The sequence below is a fragment of the Rhizobium sp. P2_G9 genome (assembly GCF_056403475.1).
In genome coordinates this window covers 1-24,925 of sequence record NZ_JBFUFK010000001.1, presented here as the reverse complement: position 1 = coordinate 24,925, position 24,925 = coordinate 1, and the positions used below count along the sequence as shown (strand labels likewise).

The following is a 24,925-nucleotide window of genomic DNA, read 5'->3' as shown; positions in this document are numbered from 1 at the left end:
CTGTGATGGATGCTTTTTCGTATACGAACCGAAGCCGACATGCCCACGAAAAAGCAACACGCACATGTTATGCAACGTTAAGATATTTTTCTTGGCCGCATATAGAACTGGTGATAGGGGAACCGGCGTAAAGCCCAAGCGGAAAACTATAAATTGTCAAGTCGGAGGTCCGTAAGCGGTTGGTCCATGTGAAGATACTTCACGTATGCGAAAGTGTGGTGGGCGGGACTGGATCGTATCTTTCCGAACTCATTCCGCATCAGGTCGAGAAATACGGCCGTGAAAATGTCACACTTCTTGTACCGAAAAATCAGCTCGGTTTCGTCGAAAAGAATATTTTCGCCGCAGGACCTCGCATTGTCACCTTCTCTCGCCCATCGCGGATTGCCGGTTCGTTTTTCCTGGCGCAGCGATATCTGCGCGAGCTAGCCAGTTACAAACCCGATATCGTGCATGCGCATTCCTCCATCGCCGGCGCATTGGTGCGGATACTGCGCAACCCTAACCGATCCAGCATCGTTTTTTGCCCGCATGGCTGGTCGGTCGACATGACCCACACGCCCTATATCCGGTCGATGGCGGCAAGGATCGAGCGTTGGCTCGCCCGGTTTCCGGATCGGATCGTCGTAATCTCCAATCATGACTATGCGCGCGCGATCGAGCTCGGGCTTCCGCCGACAAAGCTCCGGCTCATCCCGAATGGCATCGACAGAAACGTGCCCAGCGTAAAGCCCGCAGTCTGGGAAGACGACCGAATCCGTGTCCTGTTCGCCGGCCGCTTCGACCATCAGAAGGGTGTCGACGTCCTCCTCAAAGCGGTAACGGGCATCGAGGACAAAGTCTCCGTAAGGCTGGTCGGCGATTTCGCCCTGGGTGAACTTGCCATGCCCAACCCGCTTCCCAGTTGCGTGGAGAGGCTCGGCTGGCTGGATCGCGACGGCGTCGCGGCACAGATGCGGAGCTGTGACATTCTCGTCGTGCCGTCGCGGTGGGAAGGTTTCGGGCTCGTCGCGGTCGAGGCAATGCGGCTCTCCATACCCGTTCTCGCGTCGTCGGTCGGAGGTCTCAAGGAAATTCTCGCGGATGGACAGTACGGCTATGTCGTGCCAGCCGATGACCCTGCTGCATTGCAAAATAAGTTGAAAGAGCTTAATAGGGAAGAGCTACGCAAGGTCGGCGTCGAAGGTTATCATCGATTCATATCAACCTTCACCTCGGATCGCATGGTGCAGCAGATTGATGATATCTACACGGAAATCATGATGGGTCCTGCATTCGTGCCAGACATGGACCGCGTCAAGGAAGCGTGAGCAGCTCCATGCGCCTTGGAGAGGCTTTCATTCCCAGGATGTTGAAGGGAAGCTGCACATGCGCGTCGCGATCGGAACCGTCCCATCGGCTCCTTCTCCAGCATCGAGAAAAGTAAGGGACCGTGCGTTCGACAGCAGCAGAATGTCCCGGCGTCTTCGAATAACGCCCGCTGGCTGCTATCGTTAATTGTCCATCGCGGCGTCGATCGTCCAGCCATATGAGAGCATGAAATGCACCAAGCCGTCGACGAAATGGGAGCCCGGTCCTTCACGGTGGACAAGCGAGCGGACGACCGCGATCTCCTTTATAAGTACTCTGTAATAACGTTTATTTTGTTTTGCTTGCGGGATGGTTTCACAGGCAGTGCCCGCTATGTGTTTCATCTCATGCATGCAGACTTTATCTGGTTTATTCCGGACATGATGGCGTTTGTGTCGCTTGGAATATTCATCTACATGCAGTTTTTCAAAGACAAGAACTTCAACGGAATCTTCTTCACGCTGGCGTTCGTATGGTCAATGATTGTCAGCGTTTTCTTCATGAACGATAATCTATTGGCATTCTTTTCGTCCATGAAGATGTTTATTCCGATGTTTGTCGGCATGTGCTTCTACGGGCGGAGCATTACCGAGCAGCGCTGGGTGCGGACGATACTTTTGCTGGTATTTTTGTTCTCGGCGATCGGGACGGCAATTAATCCCTATGTCCAATATCCCTGGTATGGCCAATCGTTCCTGTCTATCGGCGACTCCGTACGTACGACGACCAAGATTTGGTGGACGGGGGGCGCTATCCGCTATGGCGGCTTTGCCGGCGACAGTACCATGGCCGGGTTTATGACGCTATTTACCTTTGTCCTGGTCTCGCCTTATTACGGCAAGATTTTCAATATCATGTGCTGGCCACTTGTCTATTTCGCCTTGAATGCAACAACCAGCAAAACGGCTATCGGGCTCGCTTTCGTATATTTTGCTTACTATTCCTACACAACCTTCTTCCCAGTCCGATCCGAGACTCGGCTGATCAAAACGCTTGCCAAGCTGTCTTATCTGGCGCTCGCCGTTCCACCCTTGCTGATGCTCTTGCTGGGCGGTGTGGATTTAGCATCTTATAGTCAAAACTTGATGAGTCTCGCGGACCGCATCAACAACACCTGGCAGGGACCGTTCATTTTCTTGAACGATCATTTTCCAATCGGGTTGTTCGTTGGGTGCGGCATTGGATGTTACGCGTATCCGATGGCGTTTTACGGGCCATTGGCACAATATTATATACCGCTCGACAATTTCTATTTGTCGACCGCAGTCATGATGGGGTACCCGGTTCTTATATTCTTCCTGCTTCAGTTCAAGTCATTGAGCTGGACTGAGGACAAGACCAAGCTGCTCCTGATTTTTCTGTGGAACATCTATTCGATAACGGTGCAGTGCTATGGGCCGTCCTATGCGACGCTGGTCTATGGCTATGCAGTCAGCGAGGTCTTCAGGACCGTAAAACGCCGCAGGGCAGCGGCTCCGCAGAGGATTTGGCGCCCGGATGGACTTGGTTCCGGCTCCGGGGGCTCGCCGAGCCCGGCGGAGTGAGGCGCTGCTCCGCCGAAGTAATTAGACGATACGACTGCTAAAATTTTAACCTATTTCCGAACGTGATGTTTAGCGGCGCGTGCCAATATAGCCCCTGTTCCACGAGGGGTTCATCATGTCCGAACGCGCAAAAGGCTGGCTCACCGCCTTCACATTCTCCACCGGTGCATGGCTACTTCTGATCCATGCGACCAGTTTCGCTGTGTCTCTGTAGCCGTCGACAGGCACGGTGACGCAACACTGCGGTCATGTGGCCTGCTCGTGAATGCGAAATGAACGGCGTGTTCAAGTGCCGGTTAGTCCCGGCATGCAATACTCGCAACAGACTTCGGCTAACGAATTTTCCAACAGGATTGTCACCCAATGGTTGGCCCAGAAACCGCTTATGACTACAACGTCTCTCTAAGGTCGATCGTCCTCGTCGCGATCGTGATTTGCGTCGCTTCAGCGATCGAGTTTGTGCAAGGAAACTTTTGGGTAGGGTCGGCAAAGCCTCTGCGATCGAATTGGAGGTAGCCCAGATCAGGCGCGCGTCTTTGCCGCTCCAAAGTATTCATTGTCATCGCGGTGCGCCTATTGGCGGGCATGTCTGCTTGTTACCCGCCTTGAAATCAAGCGTTTAAGCCCTACTGGGCGTCTGCCGCGATGCGCAGGACACGCGCCGGATTGCCGGCGACGATCGCATCATCAGGAACGTCTTTCACGACGACCGAAGCAGCACCGATGACAGCCCTGTTTCCAACACGGATCGGTCCAATGATCACGGCATTCGGATAGATTGTGACATCGTCGCCGATCACGGGATAGGTTTCCGATTTGCCGGTTTTGCCCACAGTGACTGTCTGGAAGATCGTCGCATTGGCTCCTATTTCGGCTCCGGCGCCGATCACAATGCCGACGGGGTGTGGAAGCATCAGGCCAGGCCCCAGCTTGCTGTCGAGATGAATGTGGCAACCGCTGCGGCTGACATTCCATCTCCAGATAACGATCCCAAGCCTTCTGAAAGGGCCGGTTTTCAGCTTTACGGCCAACCGATGCAGGAAAACAGTGGAAAAGCCAGGATTGAAGATGAAAGCTGAAAACGCCCTCACTCGGCTCGAAAACCCCGTGCTTGCCTGTAAATCCGTCTTCACGAGGTCCCAGAACGTCATTTGGTTTCCTATTTCCATCGTTTCGGCCTCGCAGTCGAGTCGTCCAACGTCCAGTGCTTTTTGTTGCTCCACAGCATTCATTGGCATTTCTCCTGCAGTGCACAATGGCGACCCTAACCTTTCCGCACGGAATTTCAACCCGCATGTCACGGCAACGTCTTCTCCGCATGCCCGGCCCGCATTTTGCGTCGGCGGGCGGGCTTCCACCGGAAAAGCAAATCTGAACAGCCGCCATTCGCGCCCTTGTGGCGCGGCACAGGCTTCGTCAACCGGTCGTCGATATCGTCGGGCTGGTTCGAATACCGAGCCATGGACAAAAGATAATCATCGTCAAATTGCTTTCGTGAGAAGACCGTCAGAGACGATGTCGCGGACGCACGGCGGTGTGGATGACGCAATCATCTTGCTGTCACATGGGGATGACAATGTCGCCGCAAGCGGCTAACCTGCGAATCTACCGCACTGCAAAACAGCTCAACGGCGAGCGTTTGCAACCTACTCTTGGAACGACATGCACGGAAAATATCTGATCAACGTCCAGATACTTCGCTTCTTTGCAGCCACTCTCGTCGTCGTCATCCACGCCGGAGTAGCGGTCAGCGAGGTTGCAGCGCGAATCGGACGGACCTTCGAGGTTCCTTCGCCTTTCGATTGGGGCCTCGGCGTCGATATCTTCTTCATCATCAGTGGTTTCATCATGTATTATATGATGCATGACCGCTTCGGCGAGCCAGGGGCTGCGCTCGGATTTCTCAGACGGCGGTTGATCCGCATCGTGCCGCTCTACTGGATCTGCACGACGTTGACCCTGGTCTCGATCGTGTTTGCCGGTAACCTCGTCAAAAACAATGCTCTCGATGTTGGACATATTGCCGCATCCTACGCCTTCATTCCATGGCTGCGCGTTCACGATCCGGAACTATTTCCATTTCCCCTGCTCTCGCTCGGCTGGACGTTGAACTACGAGATGTTCTTCTACGTCGCTTTCGCGCTGGCGCTCCTGGCGCCCAAACGCATCGGGATCGCGGCGCTCACGGGCTCTTTCGTGGTGCTGATGATCATCGCCGGTCTGGCACCGGACAGGATCTGGCTGCTGAAGTTCTGGGGCGGCTCGATGATCGGCGAGTTCCTGCTTGGCATAGCGCTTGCTGCGGTTCACCTCAGCGGCCGGCGCATGTCTCTGCCGCTGACCTCAGCCTCGGTTGTCGCCGGCCTGCTGCTGGCGGTCGTCTTTTTTCAGACCAATGCTTACGACTACCTGCCGCGGCTGATCACCGGCGGCCTACCGGCGATATTGATCGCCGGCGCGGTCACGCTCACTCCAGCCGCCAATATCAGGAATCGCGTGATGCGGCTGCTCGCCATCGGCGGCAACGCCTCTTATGCACTCTATCTGACTCATCCATTCGCAACCAAGATCGTCGCCGTTGTCGGCGTAAAGGCAGGTCTGCCCCTGCCACTGGTTTACGGCCTTTCAATTATCGCCTCGATCGCCGGCGCGGTCGCCACCCACTATGTGGTCGAAAAGCCTATCGGCGCCTGGCTGTCGCGCATCGGGGAGCCGGTATCGGCGCGCTCGCCTGCGGAATGAAGCGCTACGCGTCGCGAATGGTCGACGCGCGATGGTGAAAGCATCTCGGTTATGCGCGTAGCAAGGTCCAAGCAGGTTCCGGAAAAGTATTCCATGGGTTTCCGGAAAGAACCAGCGACAAAACAGCGAACGCTAAGCGGATGAATCACCGGCGTGCCGACGAAGGTCTGCTTGGCGCTGCGTGTTCAATTCACCGCAGAGCGCGCCAGCACCATCAGCGACCAGCCTCCCACGGCGCGCACCGTGATATCAGGTGCAAGGCCGAAGGCGACGCGCCGCGGCATGGCGGCAAGTCGTTTCTTCCAGCTCTTGTGCGACTGGTCGATCGCCCAGGGCGTGTAGAAGCTGTCGACGATGGTCAATCCGCATTCTTCCAGCAGCGCCAGCGCGGTATCGCGGGTGAAGTAATGCAGATGGCCGATCTTACGGCGCGCATCCATGATCACCCAGCCGCGCGTGGTGGCCAGCGCGTTCATATCCAGAGGAATGTGAAACAGCTGCCATTCGGAGATGTTCGCCATGCTGCGGATGAAGGCGAACGGATTTTCGACATGCTCTATCACGTCGATTGCCATGGTGAGGTCGAAGCGGCGCGCGCCGTCGAACGGACTGCCATTCTCGAATTGCAGATTTTCGCCGACACGTGAAAGGCAGCGTTGGTAGGCCTGAGGAGCAATTTCGTAGCCTGAGACCTGCCAATCCGGATGCGTCGCAGCCAGCAGTTCGTCGATTTTGCCCGTACCGCACCCCACTTCGCAGACGCTGCGGATTCGGATACCGGCTTTCCTCAACATCGCTTCGATATGTCCGGCCTTCCACTCGGCGTCGTCCTCGTGCCAGTCCGGGTTCTCCTCGAAATACTGGCCATTCAGATATCGGTCCGCATTGCCTTCGATTATCGCCACAGTCCTACTCCGTTGCTCGAAAAGATAGGTCGCGATTATGACAACAGCAGCAATCAGCCACCATTCTTTTGGTTAAGCAATGATAAATAAACCGACCGGTAGTCGTCAATGATGTCCGACAGCGTCCGTCTGTGAAAACTTTGCACGAGTGCGTGATGGGCTTGATCTATTTTTTCGGGATGGTCGAGCAGCGCCTGCATCGCCCCGGCCAGTTTCTCGGCATTGGCGGCGACAATCCAGCCCGTGAGCCCATCCGAGACCACTTCCGGCAAGCCGCCATAGGGCGTGGCAATGACCGGTCGCCCGGCCGCCAGCGCATCGATGAGGGCAAGCGGGCTCGGTTCCTCCCAGAGCGAAGGCACGGCGACGACCTCGACTGTCGGATAGAACGCATTGGGGCTGACGAAGCCGACGAATTCGATGTCGACATCAGGCGCCAGCGACAGGATATGAGCCCTCTCCTCAGCGGAGACATTGCCGGCCAATCGCAAACGCACCGTGCCCGGCGCCAGGAGGCTGGCCGCCTGCGCCAGAAGCCGCACCCCTTTCTCCTCCGAGAATCGCCCGAGATAGCCGATGGTCAGCGGTCCCTCGCGCAGCGGCTGTGGCGAAAATGTAATTGCCGGATTGGCGACATTGCTGATCACGTGCTTGAACCGCGCGTCCGAGAATACGCCGTGCTCGGTATGAAGCTCCAGCGTGCGACGACTGACACCGACGACACCATCAACCAGGGCGGCGCGGCGACGGCGGGCAGGCGTCAGCAGGCTGCAAGAGCGGCAGGTCGTCTCGCAGGAATGCCCCCCCTTGTAGCGGGAGCATCGCGGACAGATGAGGTAATAATCGTGCAGCGTGTGGAGAATCGGGATCCCGAGATGTCGGGCAGCGCTCCAGACCCCCGTCGTCAAGCCGTTCAAGGTATTGGAATGCAGGACGTCCGGCCGGAATTCGGACAAGATGCGGGCGACAAGCGGATGGGCAGGAGCTCGATCGTCGATCGCATGCCAGGCTGTACGCTGCAGCGCATTGCGCTTGTCCTCGAAGGGCGGGAAGAGATTTCTGACCGGCACGAAATGCACCGTGACGCCGTTGACGGTCTCCGTTTCGTAGACGCCGCTCGGCGAAAAACGGATGGCGATCACCTCATTGCCCTGCTCGGCGAGCGCTTCTGCGAACTGCCGCACGAAGATCTCCGCCCCGCCAACGATTCTGGGGTAAGCGGGCGTCGCGTAGATGGCGTTGCAGAGCGCTATCCGCATTACGTCCTCATGTCAGGAAATCAGGCCGTTTTGACGGCATGGGGCTTTTCCTTCGGCATGACGATACGAGCGGGGATACCGACTGCCGTCGCGCCTTCCGGTACATCGCTGATGACGACCGAATTGGCGCCGATCTTGGCGTTTCGTCCAAGCCTGACAGGGCCGACCACCACCGCCCCGGCAAACAGTTCGACACCATCCTCGATCAGCGGATCGCTCTCCTCGTCGCCGCGCTTGCCGATCGTGACATTCTGAAGAATGGTCACGCCGTGGCCGATCGTCGCGCTACCGACAACGATGCCGTAGGGATGCGGCACGTAGAGGCCACCGGCAATTTCGGTGACGATCGCTATTTCGGAACTGAACATCCGACCGTTCGCCCACCATACGACGCGGCGCAAGAGCCGTCCGACGATCGGAACCTTCCTGACGGCCTGCATCACCCTGAAGGAAAATACGAACTGGAAGCCCGGGGTTAGCAGGAACATCCTCAATGCAAAAGGGACCGTCACCGACCGCCGCTCTCTGTCGGCGTGACGCTGAAGATCAGCCCTTATCTTCTCAAATGTGGTTTCCGCGCTCATCGACTTTCTCGTATTCGGATTCGACGCATGGTGTGGCTCACCGCGGCAATGATCGTCAATCGCTATATTGCTTTCCTCTGATCCAATTGTTAACAATATGATTATTGTGCAACGCAACAAACTGAATTATCCGGCTTTCGTCAATGGGATTATCGCCATATGTGGATAATCCCGGCCCCGGAGATTGTTGATGGATAAAAAGGCAGAACGGTTCGAAGCGCTGGACTCCTGGCGCGGGCTCGCAGCAATCGCCGTCGCTCTGTACCACTTCAAAGCGACGGGGCTTCTGTACAGCATCTCGGTGATTCGCAATGCGGATCTCGCAGTTCCCTTCTTCTTTGTTCTAAGCGGCTTCGTTATCACCCACGCTTATTACGACAGAGTGCCGGATGCTGTGGGCGCCGGCCGGTTTCTCCTGCGTCGCTTCGGCCGCCTCTATCCGCTGCATATTTTCGTTCTTTCGCTTTTCGTCGCTCTCGAATGCCTGAAGGCAATAGCAGTTCACCACGGCTTCCAAAGCAGTGAGGCGGCGTTCTCCGGTACCAATGACATTGGGTCTCTCGTCGCCAACATTCTGTTGCTTCAGGCGGTCGTGCCGTTCGTCGACCCGACCTGGAACGCGCCGAGCTGGTCGATCAGCGTCGAATATTATACATATGTCGTCTTCGCAGTCGTGTTCATGCTTGGCAAATATCGCTTGCATGCGGCGACCATCGTGCTTTTCGCGTCCGGCCTGACCCTCATATGCCTCGAGAGTTTCCCGTTCGGGATCACAAAGACGTCCGGTCTTGGCCTCGTTCAATGCCTTGTCGGTTTTTCTGCGGGCGTTCTGACCTATCGATTGTTCCGATGGCTGCGGGCGAAGGATGTCCGCATACCGACGGTGGTGGAAATCGCAGTGGCGGCGTTGATGGTGATCACCTTTCATATCCATCCCAGCCAGACAGCGATTTCCATCGTCGCCTTCTCGGTTGTTGTCATCGTCTTCGCTTTCCAGACCGGAAATGTTTCCGGATGGCTCAAGACGAGACCGCTTGTTTTTCTAGGGCGTCTTTCCTACTCCATCTATCTTCTGCATTTCCTTATCTTCGCCCCGCTTTTCCTGATGATCAGGCTGCTGCAAGCGAAACTTGGCATTCCGCTGACCATCCAAGGAGACATTGAACCATTGATCCATTTCGGATTTCCGGGCGCCACCGATCTGCTCGCCCTCGCTTATCTGGCGACGGTCGTTGCGATCGCTTCCGTAACCTATGAATGGATAGAAAAGCCGGGACGCGCCTTCTTCAACAGGCTTTCGAACCGCATTCAACCGCCGGCCTTGGCGATCGAACGCAGTGTGGAACTTCATGACTAGAGCGGCACCGCCAATCTACGTCAACGGGCGTTTTCTCGGACGACCCGTTACCGGCGTCGAACGCTTTGGGGGAATGATTCTGCGCGAGATCGATGCTCTGGCGAAAATCGATCCTCTTCTCCAGTGGAAGGTCCTGGCACCCAAGAGTGTGGAGTGTCCCTCTTTTCTACGTCACCTGCCGTTTGCGAATACCGGCTCGACGGGTGGTCATCTTTGGGAGCAATGGGACCTTTGGCGCGCCAGCCGCGATGGCGTCTTGATCAATTTCTGCAATTCCGGCCCGGTTCTGCAGCCGCGCCAGGTGACCGTCATCCATGACGCGCTCGTTTATCGCCATCCAGAATATTTCTCGATGACCTATCGCGCGCTTCACCAGACACTGGGACGCGCCCTGGCAAGGCGATCGCGGCTGGCGACTGTATCGGAATTCTCGCGCAGCGAACTCTCAGAAGTCCTCCACGTACCTGCCGGCGATATTGCGATCGTGCCGAATGCAGTGGCTGCCGAGACTGCGCCGGAGGCCGACATTTCCGTCCTCAATCGGCTGTCGCTTGTCGGGCGCCCTTTCCTTCTGTTCATCGGTTCGCCGGCGCCAAACAAGAATCTGGGCCGCGCCATCGAGGCTTTTCTCGCGCTTGGCCGAACGGATATCGCCTTTGTCATTGTCGGCGGCCTGGCGCGATCGTTTGCGGCGACACAGTTCGGGGCGCTGCCGGAGAGCGTCATTTTCGCAGGACGGCTGTCGGATGCCGAAAACCAGGCGCTTTTCCGTAGTACCGCTGCCCTTGTTTTTCCGAGTCTGTATGAGGGATTCGGAATTCCGCCGCTCGAGGCAATGAATGCCGGAGCGCCGGTCATCGCTTCGGACATACCTTCCGTGCGTGAGGTCTGCCGAGATGCCGTGCTCTATTTTGATCCCCTGGTGCCGGCGACGATCACGGAGGCGATGCGCAAGGTGATCGACCGGAGTGCGGATTTCGAAACCCTGCGCAGCCGGGCGCATGATCGAATCAAGGCGTTTTCCTGGCGGCAAAGCGCCTTGGCGATCGTTGAACTGGTGCGGCATTTGACCGAACCACGCGAGGCGGAAGCTCTTGCCACCCGCTGACACTGTCAGATAGGCATGGCGCACCGCCAGTCTAAGGACGATATGAAGGAAATTCGCATGCTGAAAAAAAGCCTCGCCAGCCTGACCAATCTCATGCTGAGAGCAGCAACGCTGGGCTTCCGCTTCGTCCTGTCCTTCTACATCATCAAATATATCGGTTTGGACGCCACCGGCCTTTACGGACTGGCTCTGGGCGTGGTTGGCATCGTGCCTGCACTGGTCGGCTGGGGACTGAACTACTTCACCTCCCGCGAGATCGTTGGCAAGGATCACGCCTTTGCCGCCGCGCGCGTCAAGAGCCGCCTTTTCGTCACCACGATCTCGCTGTTTCTCGCCAGTCTGGTCTTGGGTGCCGGCGCGCTGGCAACCGGCCATACGATCACCGGAATCCTGTTGCTCGTGCTCGCCATCGTCTGGCTCGAAACCTATGCGCTCGACATCCACCTGCCCCTGGTCAGCCAGGAAATGGCGTTTCAAGCCAATGTCCTGGTTTTCATCCGCTCCGCTCTCTGGGTTCCGTTCGTCATCGTGCTCGGCCTGGTCTTCCCCGCCTTTCGAACGATCGACGCCATCTTCCTCGCCTGGATTTCCAGCTATGTCGTCGCCATAGCTGCGCTTTTCTATTTCCTCCGCGGCTGGCCGCTGGCGCAAACGGCCAGGGAGCCGGTCCAGTACGATTGGCTCAAAGAAAAGCTCAGCAAGTCGTGGCTGATCTATATCAGCGATCTCAGCATTGTCGGGCTCATGTATGCCGACCGCTATATCGTCAATTTCATGCTCGGCCTGACACTGACCGGCATCTACACATTCTTCTGGTCGCTCACCAACGCACTCCAGACGCTGACACAGACCGCCGTGGTGCAACTGGCGCTGCCGGTGCTGGTCAAAGCCTATCTGAACGGCACCTATGCCGACTGGCGGCACGTTCTGCGCGCCCAGTTCGTCAAGACCACCATCATCGCCACCGTCATGTCTGTCGGCGTCTATATCTCAGCCGAGATCCTGATCCATTTCATGTCGATGTCGCAGCTTCGGGAGCATCGGGGACTCTTCATCCTCATGCTGCTGGCGGCTGTCGCCCGCAGCTGTTCCGACTTGCTCAACATCGGACTGACGAGTCTGAGGCGCGACAACCACTATGCCATGATCAATCTGACAAGCGTGGTGTTTTCGATCGTCAATGCCATCGTCATGATCTGGCTGTTCGGCTTCGCCGGTACAGGCATTGCCGCATTGACGACGTCGCTGGTGACTGCTGCGATCCGCAGCTACTACCTTTACAAGGCAGCGAACGAGGTCAAGGCCGAGAAGCAGGCAGGCGCGGCACCGTCCCCGATGTCGGATACCGCACTGCCCGAGCCGACCATCCTCTCCTGAACGCACGGCCAAGCCGGCCGGCCCAACAGGCGGTCCGCTTCAGCCAACGCTGCCGCAAATTTGCAAGGCAACTTTGCCAGGCTCTTGAATCTCAGGCCGCTTTCCCAGCTTCGCCATAGCGAAGCGGTGCGTCCAGTTGGCCGGGCATCTTTCCGCCAGTTCCTGCGGCGACGGCTTCGAGGGTACATCTCTCATACCGCCGTTCGGCCATCGCCTTGGCCCTGACGAGAGTCGTCCCGGCAGAATGGCTGCGAATAGATGCGGCACGCTCTAGACCGGCATCTCAGAACCCACAAAGCGTAACTGCTTCAGTCTGACGCAAGTTGGGACAGTCATTTTTTCACGCAGCAAACTTGGTTAACTACACCTAGGCTTAGAAATCCGGTTTTTGATCTTCGTCAATGTTCGACACAACTGCCATTGGCATAAGGGCGTCGCTGCACCGTCACAAAGACAGCAGCGGGCATGATTAGAAAGCGCATGGACTAAAGTGAAAGTCCATAAAATTTGAACCGTTCTCGTAAATGGTTTTTGCTTTCTCGCATTTAAGCTTCACACCAGTCAAACAAACCGGAACCGTCTATATGTCAAATAGTAACTCGACTGCGTCCGATTTTCTTTCTTCGCTTGGCGTCAATACACACGGTGGTGACTATCTCGACGCTTACGACAATTCCAGTCTTATTATCGAATCGCTAAAATATATCGGCATCTCCAAGGTAAGAGATGCATATTCGACCTACGGCCAGGCCTCCCCGGTCCTTGACGCCATGGCAGACGCGGGGATCACATTTGACTTTCGTGTCAGATCGACCACTGCCATAGGCGGTACGGCGGCGCTGACGCAATATATTGCCGACCTGAAGGCTTTCGTGGCGGAGCATCCGGGCTCTGTCGTCTCCATCGAAGGGCTCAACGAAGTCAATCTCGATGACAGCCTGAGCTATAAAGGCCTCACCGGTGCGGCAGCCGGTGCGGAGTTTCAGAAGGATCTCTATCAGGCGATCAAGGCCGATCCGGTGTTGAGCCACATTGGTGTTATCAACCTGTCGGTTGGTGACAACAGTTCTTCGGCTTACTCGACCGTCGGCGATCTCGGAGCCTATTCCGACTATGCCAACGCCCACGTCTATACGGTGGCCGGCGGCTCCGCCGATCCGCAGATGGAATATACGATCGGCCTGGCGGAGAACGCGTCTTCGGGCGATCCTCTCGTCATCACCGAAACCGGCTCCACGACGCTCGAAAGCTGGGCAGGTGTCGGCGCCAGCGAGACGGCGCAGGCAAAACTCATCCTCACAAATCTTTTGGACGCTTATGAAGACGGGTCGGTGTCGACCTATCTCTACGAGCTGTTCGACACGCCTTCGGCGGCCGCGACACGTGGCGAGAGCGAAGCCCATTTCGGCCTTTTCAATGCCGATGGCACGCCCAAACTCGCCGCCATCGCGCTTCACAATCTGACCACGATCCTGTCCTCCGGGGATAGCGGCACGTCGACAGCCGCGACCTTCAACTATTCGCTGAGCGGCACTCCTTCGCAGACGCATTCGATGCTGCTGGCAAAGTCGGGCGGGGTGGAAGACCTCGTCGTCTGGGCCGACAAGCAGGTCTGGAACGATGTCACCGACACCGACATCACCAACCCGACCGTCAACGTCACCGTGACCCTCGACCATGTCGAGCCGGTTGTCTATGTCTACGATCCGCTGTCCAGTCTGACGCCGATCGCCGTCTATACGAATGTCAGCTCCTTCAAGATCCCGTTGAGCGACCATCCGCTCGTCGTGGAATTCGGCGCCACCGGCGCCGTGCAGGAAGAAACCGAAACGGTTTCGTCGAACCTGACGATGACATCGGCAGAATTCGTTGCGCAGATGACCGATCTGAACGACGCGTCCGGGCTACAGTCCGTCACGCTCTCCGACACTCATACCCTCGCCGTTTCCTCTGTGGAGACGATGAAGTACCTCGTCGCGCACTACGGCAGTCTGCTCGGCAAGATTTCCGGCGGCTATGATTTCTCCGTGACCTATGGCCAGAGCACCTGGACCAAAGTGCAGAATTTCGATGCTGCGGGCAATCTGACCCTTAACACCGAATACGGCCTGAACAACGGCGTGATCATGAGCAAGGCCGTCTATCACACCGACGGCACGACCGACAACTATGCCTACAACATTACAGGCCAAGCCTATACGTCGACACACCAGACCACTGACGCCAAGGGCAACATTACGCTGATCGAGCGCTTCCATGCCGACGGCACCTATGATTACCGAGACGTGCGCAGCACCGACGGCAGCCGGGATGTCGCCTGCTACAACAGCGCCGGCAAGATGGTGACCGATGTCCAGATCGCCAGCGACGGCACCAACACCACCATCTACTACGACACCACGACGGGCAACCCGACGCGCCAGGTGGTCAAGGAGACCGACGGCGATGTGCTGACCACGGTCTACACGAGCGGCATCAAGTCGACCTATGTGCAGGCGAGCCATCTCGGCTGGACCGAGACGAGCACCTACGACACCTCGACCGGCAAGATGCTGACCGACTATACCGCCTACAGCGATGGCAGCGCTGTCATGAAGACCTATAGCGCCGGCGTGCTTGTCAAACAGAATGTGCGTAATGCCGACGGCTCAAGTGACAACTACGCCTACAACATCACCGGCCAGACCTATACATCGACTCACCAGACCAATAATGCCAGCGGCAGTATCACGCTGATCGAGCGCTTCCATGCCGACAGCACCTACGATTACCGCGAGACACGCGGCACCGACGGCAGCCGGGATATCGCCAACTACAACAGCGCCGGCAAGATGACGACCGACGTCAAGCTCGCCAGCGATGGCACCAACACCACCATCACCTATGACACCACGACCGGCTATGCGACGCGCCAGGTGGTCAAGGCAACCAATGGCGACGTGCTGACCACGGTCTACACGAATGGCATCAAATCAAGCTATGTGCAGGCGAATCATCTCGGCTGGACCGAGACAACCGCCTACGACACCGCGACCGGCAAGATCCTGACCGACTATACCGCCTATAGCGACGGCAGTGCTGTCATGAAGACCTATAGTGCCGGCGTGCTCGTCAAACAGAATGTCGTCAACGCCGACCACTCGACCGACAACTACGCCTACAACATCACCGGCCAGACCTATACCTCGACCCACCAGGCCAATAATGCCAGCGGCAGTATTACGCTGATCGAACGCTTCCATGCCGACGGCACCTATGATTACCGCGAGGCGCGCGGCACTGATGGCAGCCGGGACATCGCCAACTACAACAGCGCCGGCAAGATGACGACCGACGTCCAAACCGCCAGCGACGGCACCAACACCACCATCACCTATGACACCACGACCGGCTATGCGACGCGCGAGGTGGTCAAAGCTACCAATGGCGACGTTCTGACCACGGTCTACACGAGCGGCATCAAGTCGAGCTACGTGCAGGCGAGCCATCTCGGCTGGACAGAAACCAGCACCTATGACACGTCCGGCAAGATGCTGACCGACTATACCGCCTATAGCGACGGCAGTGCTGTCATGAAGACCTATAGTGCCGGCGTGCTCGTCAAGCAGAACGTTGTCAACGCCGACCACTCGACCGACAACTACGCCTACAACATCACCGGCCAGACCTATACCTCGACCCACCAGGCCAATAATGCCAGCGGCAGTATCACGCTGATCGAGCGCTTCCATAGCAACGGCACTTACGATTATCGCGAGACACGCGGTACAGACGGCAGCCGGGATATCGCCAACTACAACAGCGCCGGCAAAATGACGACCGACGTTCAAACCGCCAGCGACGGCACCAACACCACCATCACCTATAACACCACGACGGGCTATGCGACACAGCAGGTGGTCAAGCAGACCAATGGTGACGTGCTGACCACGCTCTACAGCAACGGCATCAAGTCCAGCTACGTGCAGGCAAGCCATCTCGGCTGGACTGAGACGACCACCTATGACACGTCGACCGGCAATATGCTGACCGACTATACCGCCTATAGCGACGGCAGCGCTGTCATGAAGACCTATAGTGCCGGCGTGCTCGTCAAACAGAATGTCGTCAACGCCGACCACTCGACCGACAACTACGCCTACAACATTACCGGCCAGACCTATACGTCGACCCATCAGGCCAATAATGCCAGCGGCAGCATCACGCTGATCGAGCGCTTTCATAGCGACGGCACTTACGATTATCGCGAGACGCGCGGTACAGACGGCAGCCGGGATATCGCCAACTACAACAGCGCCGGTAAGATGACGACCGATGTCAAGGTTTCCGGTGACGGCACCAACACGACGACGACCTATAACACCACGACGTCCTACGCGACTCAGCAGGTCGTCAAGGAAACCGATGGCGACGTGATGACCACGCTCTACACGACTGGCATTAAGTCAAGCTATGTGCAGGCAAGCCACCTTGGCTGGACCGAGACGAGCACCTATGACACCACGACCGGCAAGATGCTGACCGACTATACCGCCTATAGCGATGGCAGCGCGGTCATGAAAACCTATAGTGCCGGCGTGCTCGTCAAGCAGAACGTTGTCAACGCCGATCACTCGACCGACAATTATGCCTACAACATCACCGGCCAGACCTATACCTCGACCCACCAGGGCAACGACGCCAGCGGCAATGTCAGGCTGATCGAGCGCTTCCACACCGACGGCACTTACGATTATCGCGAGACACGCGGTACAGACGGCAGCAAGGTCATCGACAACTATACGAGCACCGGATCGATGCTCAACCACTCGGCGATCGCCAGCGACGGCTCCCGCACGGTCGATTACTATCTGCAGGATGGCACCGGGACCATAAGGGAAGATCGGCTCAACAGCAGTGGCGTCGCGCTGACAAGCGACACCCTCCTGGCCAGCGGCACCCACACCATCTATGACTATGCGGATGCGCAAACCCTGAGCGGCGGCACGCTGAACGACACGTTCTATTTCCGCAGCATGAAAAGTGCGACGCTCGACTACCAGGGCGGCATCGACACGGTCTATAATCTCGACCTGACATCGTCGACACACGGCCACATTGACATTCACCCGGCATTTGCGACCCAGTTCTCCGGCCTGCACATGGCACAGGTGGGGTCGGACGTAGTGATCACTTTCGACAGCAGCGACAGCATCACGCTCAAGGCGACGCAGCTCGCCAGCGTCACTGCGGACGATTTCATCTTCGGATGATCAGCGCCGATGACGCAGACATGTCCGCACCTATGCCGACAGGGCACAGCAAGGACCAGGGAACCGGCCGCGCCGCCGGGCGGGGCCTTCACGGATAGGCCGATGCTGTCGATATCGGGCATGTCGAAAATCACCGGCTCGGGTCCAATGGCGACCGTAGGGCCGGCCTCAAGCGGGCCGGAGCATAGCCGGGAGGCATGCAAGATGCGCCCGCCTGGCGACGACACGGTCGCCGAGAAATTCCCACTGCGCGTCCAGGCGACGACACGAACACCCTTCTCGGTCGCCAACTGGACGAAGAACACATTCGGGAACGGTCGTTCCCGGCGATAGCCGCGAGACGCCTTGATCATGCTCATGACATTGCGGACGGCACAGGCAGCCGGCTTGGGACGGTAGTCATAGGTATAGAGACCGAAATTGTCTTCCAGCTCAGTGGTATTCTGCCCTTGGTCCTTGAGCTGGTAGATCCAGGCGCCCTTGACCCAGGGCGTAGCCGCTGACCATAACAGGAATTGGGCGATATTGTCCGCCGCTGCCTGCTTGCTGATGACACAGCCAGAAACCGGCGTGGGCCAGCCGAATTCCGTTACATAGACGGGGATTTCGGCTCCTGTTCCGAGCTTGCCGAGCACGTCGTGCAATGCATCCAACTGGCCGATCGCTTGCGTCGCGGTGCGGTCATCCAGATTGGCTTCGCAGTGATTATAGAGATGGACGGAAAGCCCTGTGCCGCCTCGAAGCGCCTCCTGTTGCACGATTGCTTTCGTCCACAGCCAATCCTTGTCGATGCCGACGGCGCCCACGAGAATCGGACTTTGCGGCAATGCCGCCGTCAGCGCGGGAACTGTCGCCTTCGCGAGCGCGGTGTAATTGACGGCAGCGCGCGGGTCGCTCGCCTGTCCCGGCCCAACGAGCCAGTTCCTGGGGGTGGTGGCCGGTTTGGCATTCATGATCCATTCGTTCCAAACCTCGAACATCGGATTGAAACGCTGCGTGGCGCGCGCCGCCTGGACGGCAAAATCGGCAAATGCCGCGCGCGAGGCATCGTCGAGCGGCGGCGACCCTTCGAACTTGCGCGGCGCAGTCAGGATGATAAGCGGCCGCAGGCCTGCCATTTCCAGGAAATGGAAAAGTGGTTGCGGATGATAGTCACGATGCGCGAAATCCGATTCGACGAATGCCATCCATGGCAGGTCGTCGCGATAAGAATCGACACCAAGTTCCTTCAGGCGGGCGGCGCTCTTGTCGGGATCATATCCGAAGTCGGCGCCGAGGCCGAAATGCACGCCGACGCCGACGATCAACCTGTCCGGACGGGCGACAGGCGACTGCCGATCGAAGGTCAGTGTCTTCGTTTCTGCAGACGATGCACTGTCGCTGCATTGGGTCAACAGGGTGAGCGACGCCAAGAACAGCGTCGACAGAAGCACGGATCGCATCTTCGCCTCCTCTTTTTTGCAGGCCTATCGGCGTGCGAAGGCTAAGCGGACTTTCGTCGGCAAGCCAACGATTCATCCGCTTAGAGTGCTTTATTTTGGCGCAGGTTCTTGTCGGAAAACCGTGGAGCACTTTTCCGGAACCTGTCTATTTTGTCGCAGGTTATTGCCGGAAAACCGCGGAACACTTTTCCGGAATCTGCTTACTGTGCCGGATAGGTCTCCTCATACCATTCCACGAAGCGGCGCACGCCCTCTTCGATCTCGATTTCCGGCTTGAAACCGGTCAAGGCCACCAGAAGATCAGGCGCCGCATAGGTCCGGGGAACGTCGCCGGGCTGCATGGGCAGCATGTTGCGAATTGCCGGCTTGCCCAGGATCGTCTCGATGGTCTCGACGAACCGCATCAGCTCGACTGGCTGGCCACCGCCGATATTGACGATGCGGAACGGCGCATGTGGGGAAAGAGTGTCTGCCGCCGTCTCCGCCGAGACACGATTGGCTTGCGCGGGAGGCACTGCCATCAGCCTGACGATGCCGTCGATCAGGTCGTCGATATAGGTGAAGTCGCGGCTCATCCTGCCTTCGCCATAAATGTCGATCGGCCGGCCGGCACGTATTGCCTGAACGAATTTGAACAGCGCCATGTCCGGCCTGCCCCAGGGACCGTAGACGGTGAAGAAACGAAAGGCGGTGGTCGGCACGCCGAAGAGATGGGCGTAGCTATGCGCGATCAACTCCATGGATTTCTTGGTCGCCGCGTAGATCGTCATCTGCTCGTCGGCCTTGTCGCTCTCGGCGAATGGTATCTTTTCATTGGCGCCGTAAACCGACGACGTCGACGCCAGAAGCAGGTGTTTCGGCTGCACTTCCTTGGCGAGCTCGATGATGTTGAACGAGCCGACAAGGTTCGAATCGACATAGGATCTGGGGTTCTCGAGGCTGTAGCGAACGCCGGCCTGAGCGGCGAGGTGCACGATGACATCCGGCTCGGCGGCAGTAGCAGCCGCTTGGAGGGCTGCCTTGTCCTCCAACATCCCGATGAATGGCCGAAAACCGTTGGAACGGGCGAGAATCGCGTGGCGCTTCTCCTTCAGGCTGATATCGTAATAGTTCGTCATCCCGTCAAAGCCGACGACGAAATGGCCGTCGTCAAGCAGCCTTTTGGCGAGGTGAAATCCGATGAAGCCAGCCGTTCCAGTGATAAGATATCGCATCTTGTTCTTTCCAGTTTGGGGTCAGCAACTGACCACGTTTACCGCAAATGTATTTGCCTCTCGAATGCGACGTGACAGCGTAGTAAGATAAGAAACGTGTCACGCTGCACCAAGCGATCCTGTGGAAATCGAGATGCGCAAATTCACAGCGCTTTGACCGCGGCGAACGAGGTCGGACGCTGCATTGGCTTGCCAATCTCTTCATTGCGAAGTCTCACGCAAGGCGATTTCTAATGTGGGGCTGTTCTAGCGCGGTTGGACGACGGTAAAAAGAGGTAAAATTGTGCATCGCAAAAAAGTCATTTTGTTTCTGTTGCAATGCACGCGAAAAAAATCTAGTTGAATCGGGTGCCTGGCTTAAGACATGGGTATCTCTGCGCGAACTCCTTCTCGCGATTGCGAAATTCTTTGAACCATGTCACAGTTTGACCACCGGCTTCGGCCTACTCTCTCAGCGATGGCCCGCGAGGAATGTCGATGAACTACAGATTTGACAAGATCGACACAAAGGTAGAGCAGCCGCTCGCAGTGGAAGAAGGATTCTTCGACTTCGAGTATGTGCTCGCGGTCCTGCGACGCCAGTGGCGCGTGGTCTTTCTCGCCGTTGTCCTAAGCGTGGCATTCGCCATTCTCTACCTTGTGACGGCCGTGCCAAGGTTCACTGCCTCGGCCAGCCTGCTGATCGATACCGGCAATCAGCAGATCGCCGATCAGTTGTCGACCATTACCGGCGTGTCGCAAGATGAGACCTGGGTTCTCAGCCAGGTGGAACTGCTGAAGTCGGACCGGATTGCCCGCGCCGTCAGCGAACGCCTCGACCTCAAGGACAATCCCGTTTTCATGACGGAGAAGCTAGGGCTCTTCCGTGCGATATTCGAAGCGATTCGCAATGCTGTCAGCATTTCGAGCTGGCTCAAGGATAATCAGGTTCCAACGCCTGAGCGCATTCAAGAGGAGATCGTGTGGGCGTTGCAGGCAGATGTGACCGTGACGCGAATCACCGGGACATATGTACTGGAATTGGACTACGCGTCCGTCGACCCGCAGCTCTCTGCGAAAGTCGCCCAGGCATTTGCGGACGCCTATCTCACCGACCAGCTCGATTCCAAATATGAGGCGACCCGGCGCGCCGGCGACTGGCTGCAGAATCGCATCAGCGAACTCCGCGATAAGTCGCTGCAATCCGATCTTGCCGTGCAGAAGTTCCGGGCCGACAAGGGCCTGATCACGACTGATGGCCAGTTGATCAGCGAGCAGCAGCTCCAGCAGATCAACAGCCAGTTGGTCGTGGCGAAATCCGACCGTTCGGCCGCCGAGGCCAAATACCAGCGGATAGAGACGATCATCAATTCGGGCGACATGCAATCCGCCGTGGCCGAATCTCTCGACAGCACCGTGATCAATGACCTCAGGACCAAATATCTGGAGGCATCGCGCAAGGACGCCGACATCGAGAGCAGATTGGGCGCAAAGCATGTCCAGGCCGTGCGTCTGCGTACCGAAATGAGCGAATACCAGCGATTGATGTTCGAGGAACTCGGGCGCATTGCACAGAGCTATCGCAGCAATGTCGAAGTGGCGCGCAGCCGTGAAAAGAACCTCGAGGAGCAGGTGGCGAGTGCAACTGGGGTAAGCGCGACAGCCAACGACGCCCAGGTGCAATTGCGCGAGCTCGAACGCGAAGCCGATACCTACAAGAAGCTCTATGAGACCTTCCTGCAGCGCTATCAGGAATCGGTGCAACAGCAATCCTTCCCCGTGACGGAGGCACGCGTGATTTCTTCGGCCGTTGTGCCGGATTACCCGTCGTCCCCCAAAAAACCTCTGATCGTTGCGCTCGGCGTCTTCTTCGGCCTGATGTGCGGCGCCTGTATCGGTGCGTTCCGAGAGTACCGCGATCGCTTCTTCCGGACCGGCGAGCAGCTTCGGGAAACGCTTGGCCTCGAACCTCTGGGTACAATTCCGCAGGTCAAGCTGGCGCCTGGAGAGGTCGGGCGGACGCATGTATCCAACGATGATCCGCGCCTCATCAGCAAAGAAAACTTCATCGCCAACCACGTGATCGATCATCCGCTTTCCGCCTTTGCCGAGACCCTGCGGAGTGCGAAGATCGCGGTGGACCTGCTTATCGGGCCCAAGAAGCCCAAGCTTATCGGCATGGTGTCGGTCCTGCCGGGTGAAGGCAAATCGACGCTGTCGATCAATTTCGCCGAACTTCTCGCAAGCCAGGGCGCGCGCGTCCTGCTGATCGACGCCGACCTCAGAAATCCCGGCGCAACGCGTCAGATCGGACGTCAAGCCGAGCGTGGCGTGCTCGAAGCGCTGCAAAGCGGCGTGCCGATCCGCGATCTCGTCATGATCAATCCTGAGACCAAGCTCGCCTTCCTTCCGGCTGTGATCAAGCGCCGGGTGCCCTACTCCTCCGAACTATTGGCGTCGGATGCGATGGAAAGGATGATCCGCGAGGTCTCCGACATGTTCGACTACATCATTTTCGACCTGCCTCCGTTGGCGCCGGTCGTGGACGCACGTGCGATCAGTTCGACCCTGGACACTTACCTTCTTGTTGTCGAGTGGGGGAGAACGGCGCGCAATGCCGTCAAGAAAACCCTGTTGGGGAACCAGGCCATCGCAGCGAAATGTGCCGGCGTCATCCTCAACAAGGTCGATACCGATAAAATGAAATTCTATCACACCTTCGGTTCGTCAGAGTTCTACTACTCTCGCTATTCCACCTATTACAACGAGTAGAGTTCGTTCCGACGCGGATCCGCGAACCAGGGCACCAATGAAAGGCCTTGAGTTTGCGTCGCAAACTTGCATGCAAAAAACTTAGGAGATTGACATGCGTATCGTTATGATTGGCTCGGGCTATGTCGGGTTGGTATCGGGCGCTTGCCTGGCGGATTTTGGCCATCACGTGACCTGTGTCGACAAGTCGGCCGCCAAGATCGAAGCATTGAAGGCTGGCCGTATGCCGATATACGAACCAGGGCTGGACGCGATCGTCGAGAGCAATCGCAATGCCGGCCGACTCGATTTCTCCGAAGACCTGCTGCCTTCGGTCGCTGAGGCCGATGTCGTGTTCATCGCCGTCGGCACGCCGTCCCGGCGCGGCGACGGTCATGCGGACCTCTCCTTCGTCTATGCCGCAGCGCGCGAGATCGCTGCAGCGGCGACCGGATTTACGGTCGTCGTCACCAAGTCCACCGTACCCGTCGGCACGGGCGATGAAGTCGAGAGAATCATCCGCGAAGAATTCCCCGGCAAGGATATCGTCGTCGTCTCCAATCCGGAATTCCTCCGCGAGGGCGCAGCGATCACCGATTTCAAACGGCCGGATCGCATTGTGCTCGGCACGGAGGACCCGCGCGGCGTCGAGGTCATGCGCGAGGTCTACAGACCGCTCTATCTCAATGAAGCGCCACTGTTCTTTTGCGAGCGGCGGACGTCCGAATTGATCAAATACGCCGCCAACGCCTTCCTCGCCATGAAAATCACCTTTATCAACGAGATCGCCGATCTTTGCGAGCAGATCGGCGCAGATGTGCAGAAGGTGGCCAAGGGCATTGGCATGGACAAGCGCATCGGCGACAAGTTCCTGCATGCAGGTCCGGGCTATGGCGGCTCATGCTTTCCGAAAGACACGCTGGCATTGGTCAAAACCGCACAGGATTATGACAGCCCAATGAGGCTGATCGAGACGACGGTGGCGATCAACGACAACCGCAAGCGGGCGATGGGGCGGAAAGTGATCGCGTCATGCGGCGGCTCGGTACGCGGCAAGAAGATCGCTATCCTCGGTCTGACGTTCAAGCCCAATACCGACGATATGCGTGACGCTCCATCGATCGCGATCATCCAGGCGCTGCAGGACGCCGGCGCCGATGTGCACGCCTTCGATCCTCAGGGAATGGAAGCCGCGCGCGACATGCTCCGCGCAGTGACCTATGGCAAGGATGCCTATGAAATCGCCAGCGAGGCCGACGCCGTGGTGCTGGTGACCGAGTGGGATGAGTTCCGGGCGCTGGACATGCGTAAGCTGAAGACGATCATGCGCAATCCGATCGTCATCGACCTTCGCAACATCTACAGCGCCGCGGAAATCGCACGCGAGGGCTTCACCTACATTCCGCTCGGCAAAAAGAGCGGTGCGGCGAAGTCTTCGGGTGACAACGTTGTCGATCTCAATCGGCAGGTGAAGAAAGCTTAATCCGTCAGTTGGACGGAATACCGCCGCTTCAACGTGCGGCTGAAGCAGTCGCTCCATTTCAGGCGAAATGTGCTCGGCGATTCAAGAATCTCGCAGATTTGCTTTGCACATCTGCGAGCCGATCGGCTGAAACGTCTGCCTGTCTGGCCCGGCCGGCTCGGCCGTGGGATTGGCTACGACGCGCCCTGACGGCATCATATTCGACTCCGTTTGAGCCAACAGAAAGTTTCCGGGTAATCGGGAAGGCTTTAATTGGAACATGTCGTCCGGAAGTGGCCGCCGGCTTCGGGATAACGACATGCGAAAAAACCAAGAGACAAAGCGCTAACCGTTTGTTTTGCGCATGTCGTTATCCTGAAACCGGTTCCCACTTTCAGGCGACATGCTAGTACCTCTGCACAGAGATTATGACTCTTTGGCGATTGGGTTTGGGTATGCTTTGGCAAGTTTGGCGCGGGCTTGCTCGGTTGAGAACATCCATTTGATGCGGGCTCCACTTTGATTGCGACGGTGTTCCCAAGCGGCGACTTCGGCGATGAGGCGATCGTGGCTTTCGATGCGGCGGTTAAGACATTGGC

General features: G+C 57.5%; 14 protein-coding genes and 1 pseudogene. 9 read left to right on the top strand and 6 right to left on the bottom strand.

The window, feature by feature from the left end; translation table 11 throughout:
• Window positions 1–218: 218 nt before the first annotated feature.
• Both AC1DYF_RS00075 and AC1DYF_RS00070 read left to right on the top strand, forming a co-directional pair.
• Window positions 219–1,310, top strand: a complete 1,092-nt coding sequence (locus tag AC1DYF_RS00075; protein WP_477873955.1) for a glycosyltransferase — start codon at window positions 219–221, stop codon at window positions 1,308–1,310.
• A 231-nt stretch (window positions 1,311–1,541) separates the two neighbouring features.
• The gene (locus AC1DYF_RS00070; protein WP_477873953.1) at window positions 1,542–2,894 is read left to right on the top strand and encodes a hypothetical protein; all 1,353 of its coding nucleotides are present in this window, start codon (window positions 1,542–1,544) and stop codon (window positions 2,892–2,894) included.
• Window positions 2,895–3,520: 626 nt separating this feature from the next.
• Here the strand turns inward: AC1DYF_RS00070 and AC1DYF_RS00065 are convergent.
• Entirely contained in the window at window positions 3,521–4,126 is a 606-nt protein-coding gene (locus tag AC1DYF_RS00065; protein WP_477873951.1) for a serine O-acetyltransferase, read from the bottom strand.
• Between the two features lie 430 nt (window positions 4,127–4,556).
• On the opposite strand from AC1DYF_RS00065, the gene AC1DYF_RS00060 reads away from it, so the two are divergent.
• Window positions 4,557–5,636: an acyltransferase family protein gene (locus AC1DYF_RS00060; RefSeq protein ID WP_477873949.1), complete on the top strand. Its 1,080-nt coding sequence runs from the start codon at window positions 4,557–4,559 to the stop codon at window positions 5,634–5,636.
• A 185-nt stretch (window positions 5,637–5,821) separates the two neighbouring features.
• Here the strand turns inward: AC1DYF_RS00060 and AC1DYF_RS00055 are convergent, their stop codons facing one another.
• Genes AC1DYF_RS00055 through AC1DYF_RS00045 form a run of 3 tightly spaced genes read right to left on the bottom strand, consistent with a single transcriptional unit; the run spans window position 5,822 to window position 8,384 of the window.
• The gene (locus AC1DYF_RS00055; protein WP_477873947.1) at window positions 5,822–6,541 is read right to left on the bottom strand and encodes a class I SAM-dependent methyltransferase; all 720 of its coding nucleotides are present in this window, start codon (window positions 6,539–6,541) and stop codon (window positions 5,822–5,824) included.
• Between the two features lie 53 nt (window positions 6,542–6,594).
• Window positions 6,595–7,800 carry a glycosyltransferase family 4 protein gene (locus tag AC1DYF_RS00050; RefSeq protein ID WP_477873945.1) on the bottom strand — a complete coding sequence of 402 codons (1,206 nt, stop codon included), beginning with the start codon at window positions 7,798–7,800 and terminating at the stop codon, window positions 6,595–6,597.
• 20 nt (window positions 7,801–7,820) lie between these two features.
• Window positions 7,821–8,384: a serine O-acetyltransferase gene (locus AC1DYF_RS00045; protein ID WP_477873943.1), complete on the bottom strand. Its 564-nt coding sequence runs from the start codon at window positions 8,382–8,384 to the stop codon at window positions 7,821–7,823.
• A 190-nt stretch (window positions 8,385–8,574) separates the two neighbouring features.
• Between AC1DYF_RS00045 and AC1DYF_RS00040 the strand changes: the two genes are divergently transcribed.
• The 4 genes from AC1DYF_RS00040 to AC1DYF_RS00025 all read left to right on the top strand — a co-directional run bounded on the left by AC1DYF_RS00040 (window position 8,575) and on the right by AC1DYF_RS00025 (window position 17,478).
• A complete protein-coding gene (locus AC1DYF_RS00040) occupies window positions 8,575–9,741 on the top strand; it encodes an acyltransferase family protein (RefSeq protein WP_477873941.1) in 1,167 nt (388 codons plus the stop codon).
• Window positions 9,734–10,849 carry a glycosyltransferase family 4 protein gene (locus tag AC1DYF_RS00035; RefSeq protein WP_477873939.1) on the top strand — a complete coding sequence of 372 codons (1,116 nt, stop codon included), beginning with the start codon at window positions 9,734–9,736 and terminating at the stop codon, window positions 10,847–10,849. Before AC1DYF_RS00040 ends, AC1DYF_RS00035 begins: the two co-directional genes overlap by 8 nt.
• A gap of 57 nt (window positions 10,850–10,906) precedes the next feature.
• Window positions 10,907–12,226 (top strand): lipopolysaccharide biosynthesis protein, encoded by a 1,320-nt coding sequence (locus tag AC1DYF_RS00030; RefSeq protein ID WP_477873937.1) that lies wholly within the window; start codon window positions 10,907–10,909, stop codon window positions 12,224–12,226.
• A gap of 584 nt (window positions 12,227–12,810) precedes the next feature.
• Window positions 12,811–17,478, top strand: a complete 4,668-nt coding sequence (locus AC1DYF_RS00025; RefSeq protein WP_477873935.1) for an RHS repeat domain-containing protein — start codon at window positions 12,811–12,813, stop codon at window positions 17,476–17,478.
• Window positions 17,479–19,120: 1,642 nt separating this feature from the next.
• Here the strand turns inward: AC1DYF_RS00025 and AC1DYF_RS00020 are convergent.
• On the bottom strand, window positions 19,121–20,134 hold the full coding sequence (locus AC1DYF_RS00020) for an NAD-dependent epimerase (RefSeq protein ID WP_477873933.1): 1,014 nt from the start codon (window positions 20,132–20,134) through the stop codon (window positions 19,121–19,123).
• Between the two features lie 477 nt (window positions 20,135–20,611).
• Here AC1DYF_RS00020 and AC1DYF_RS00015 point away from each other — a divergent pair, with 477 nt between their 5' ends.
• Window positions 20,612–22,885 carry a polysaccharide biosynthesis tyrosine autokinase gene (locus AC1DYF_RS00015; protein WP_477873931.1) on the top strand — a complete coding sequence of 758 codons (2,274 nt, stop codon included), beginning with the start codon at window positions 20,612–20,614 and terminating at the stop codon, window positions 22,883–22,885.
• Window positions 22,886–22,979: 94 nt separating this feature from the next.
• Window positions 22,980–24,347 carry a UDP-glucose dehydrogenase family protein gene (locus tag AC1DYF_RS00010; RefSeq protein ID WP_477873929.1) on the top strand — a complete coding sequence of 456 codons (1,368 nt, stop codon included), beginning with the start codon at window positions 22,980–22,982 and terminating at the stop codon, window positions 24,345–24,347.
• 405 nt (window positions 24,348–24,752) lie between these two features.
• Here AC1DYF_RS00010 and AC1DYF_RS00005 read toward each other — a convergent pair.
• Window positions 24,753–24,925 (bottom strand): annotated as a pseudogene (locus AC1DYF_RS00005) (IS630 family transposase); the annotation flags it as partial.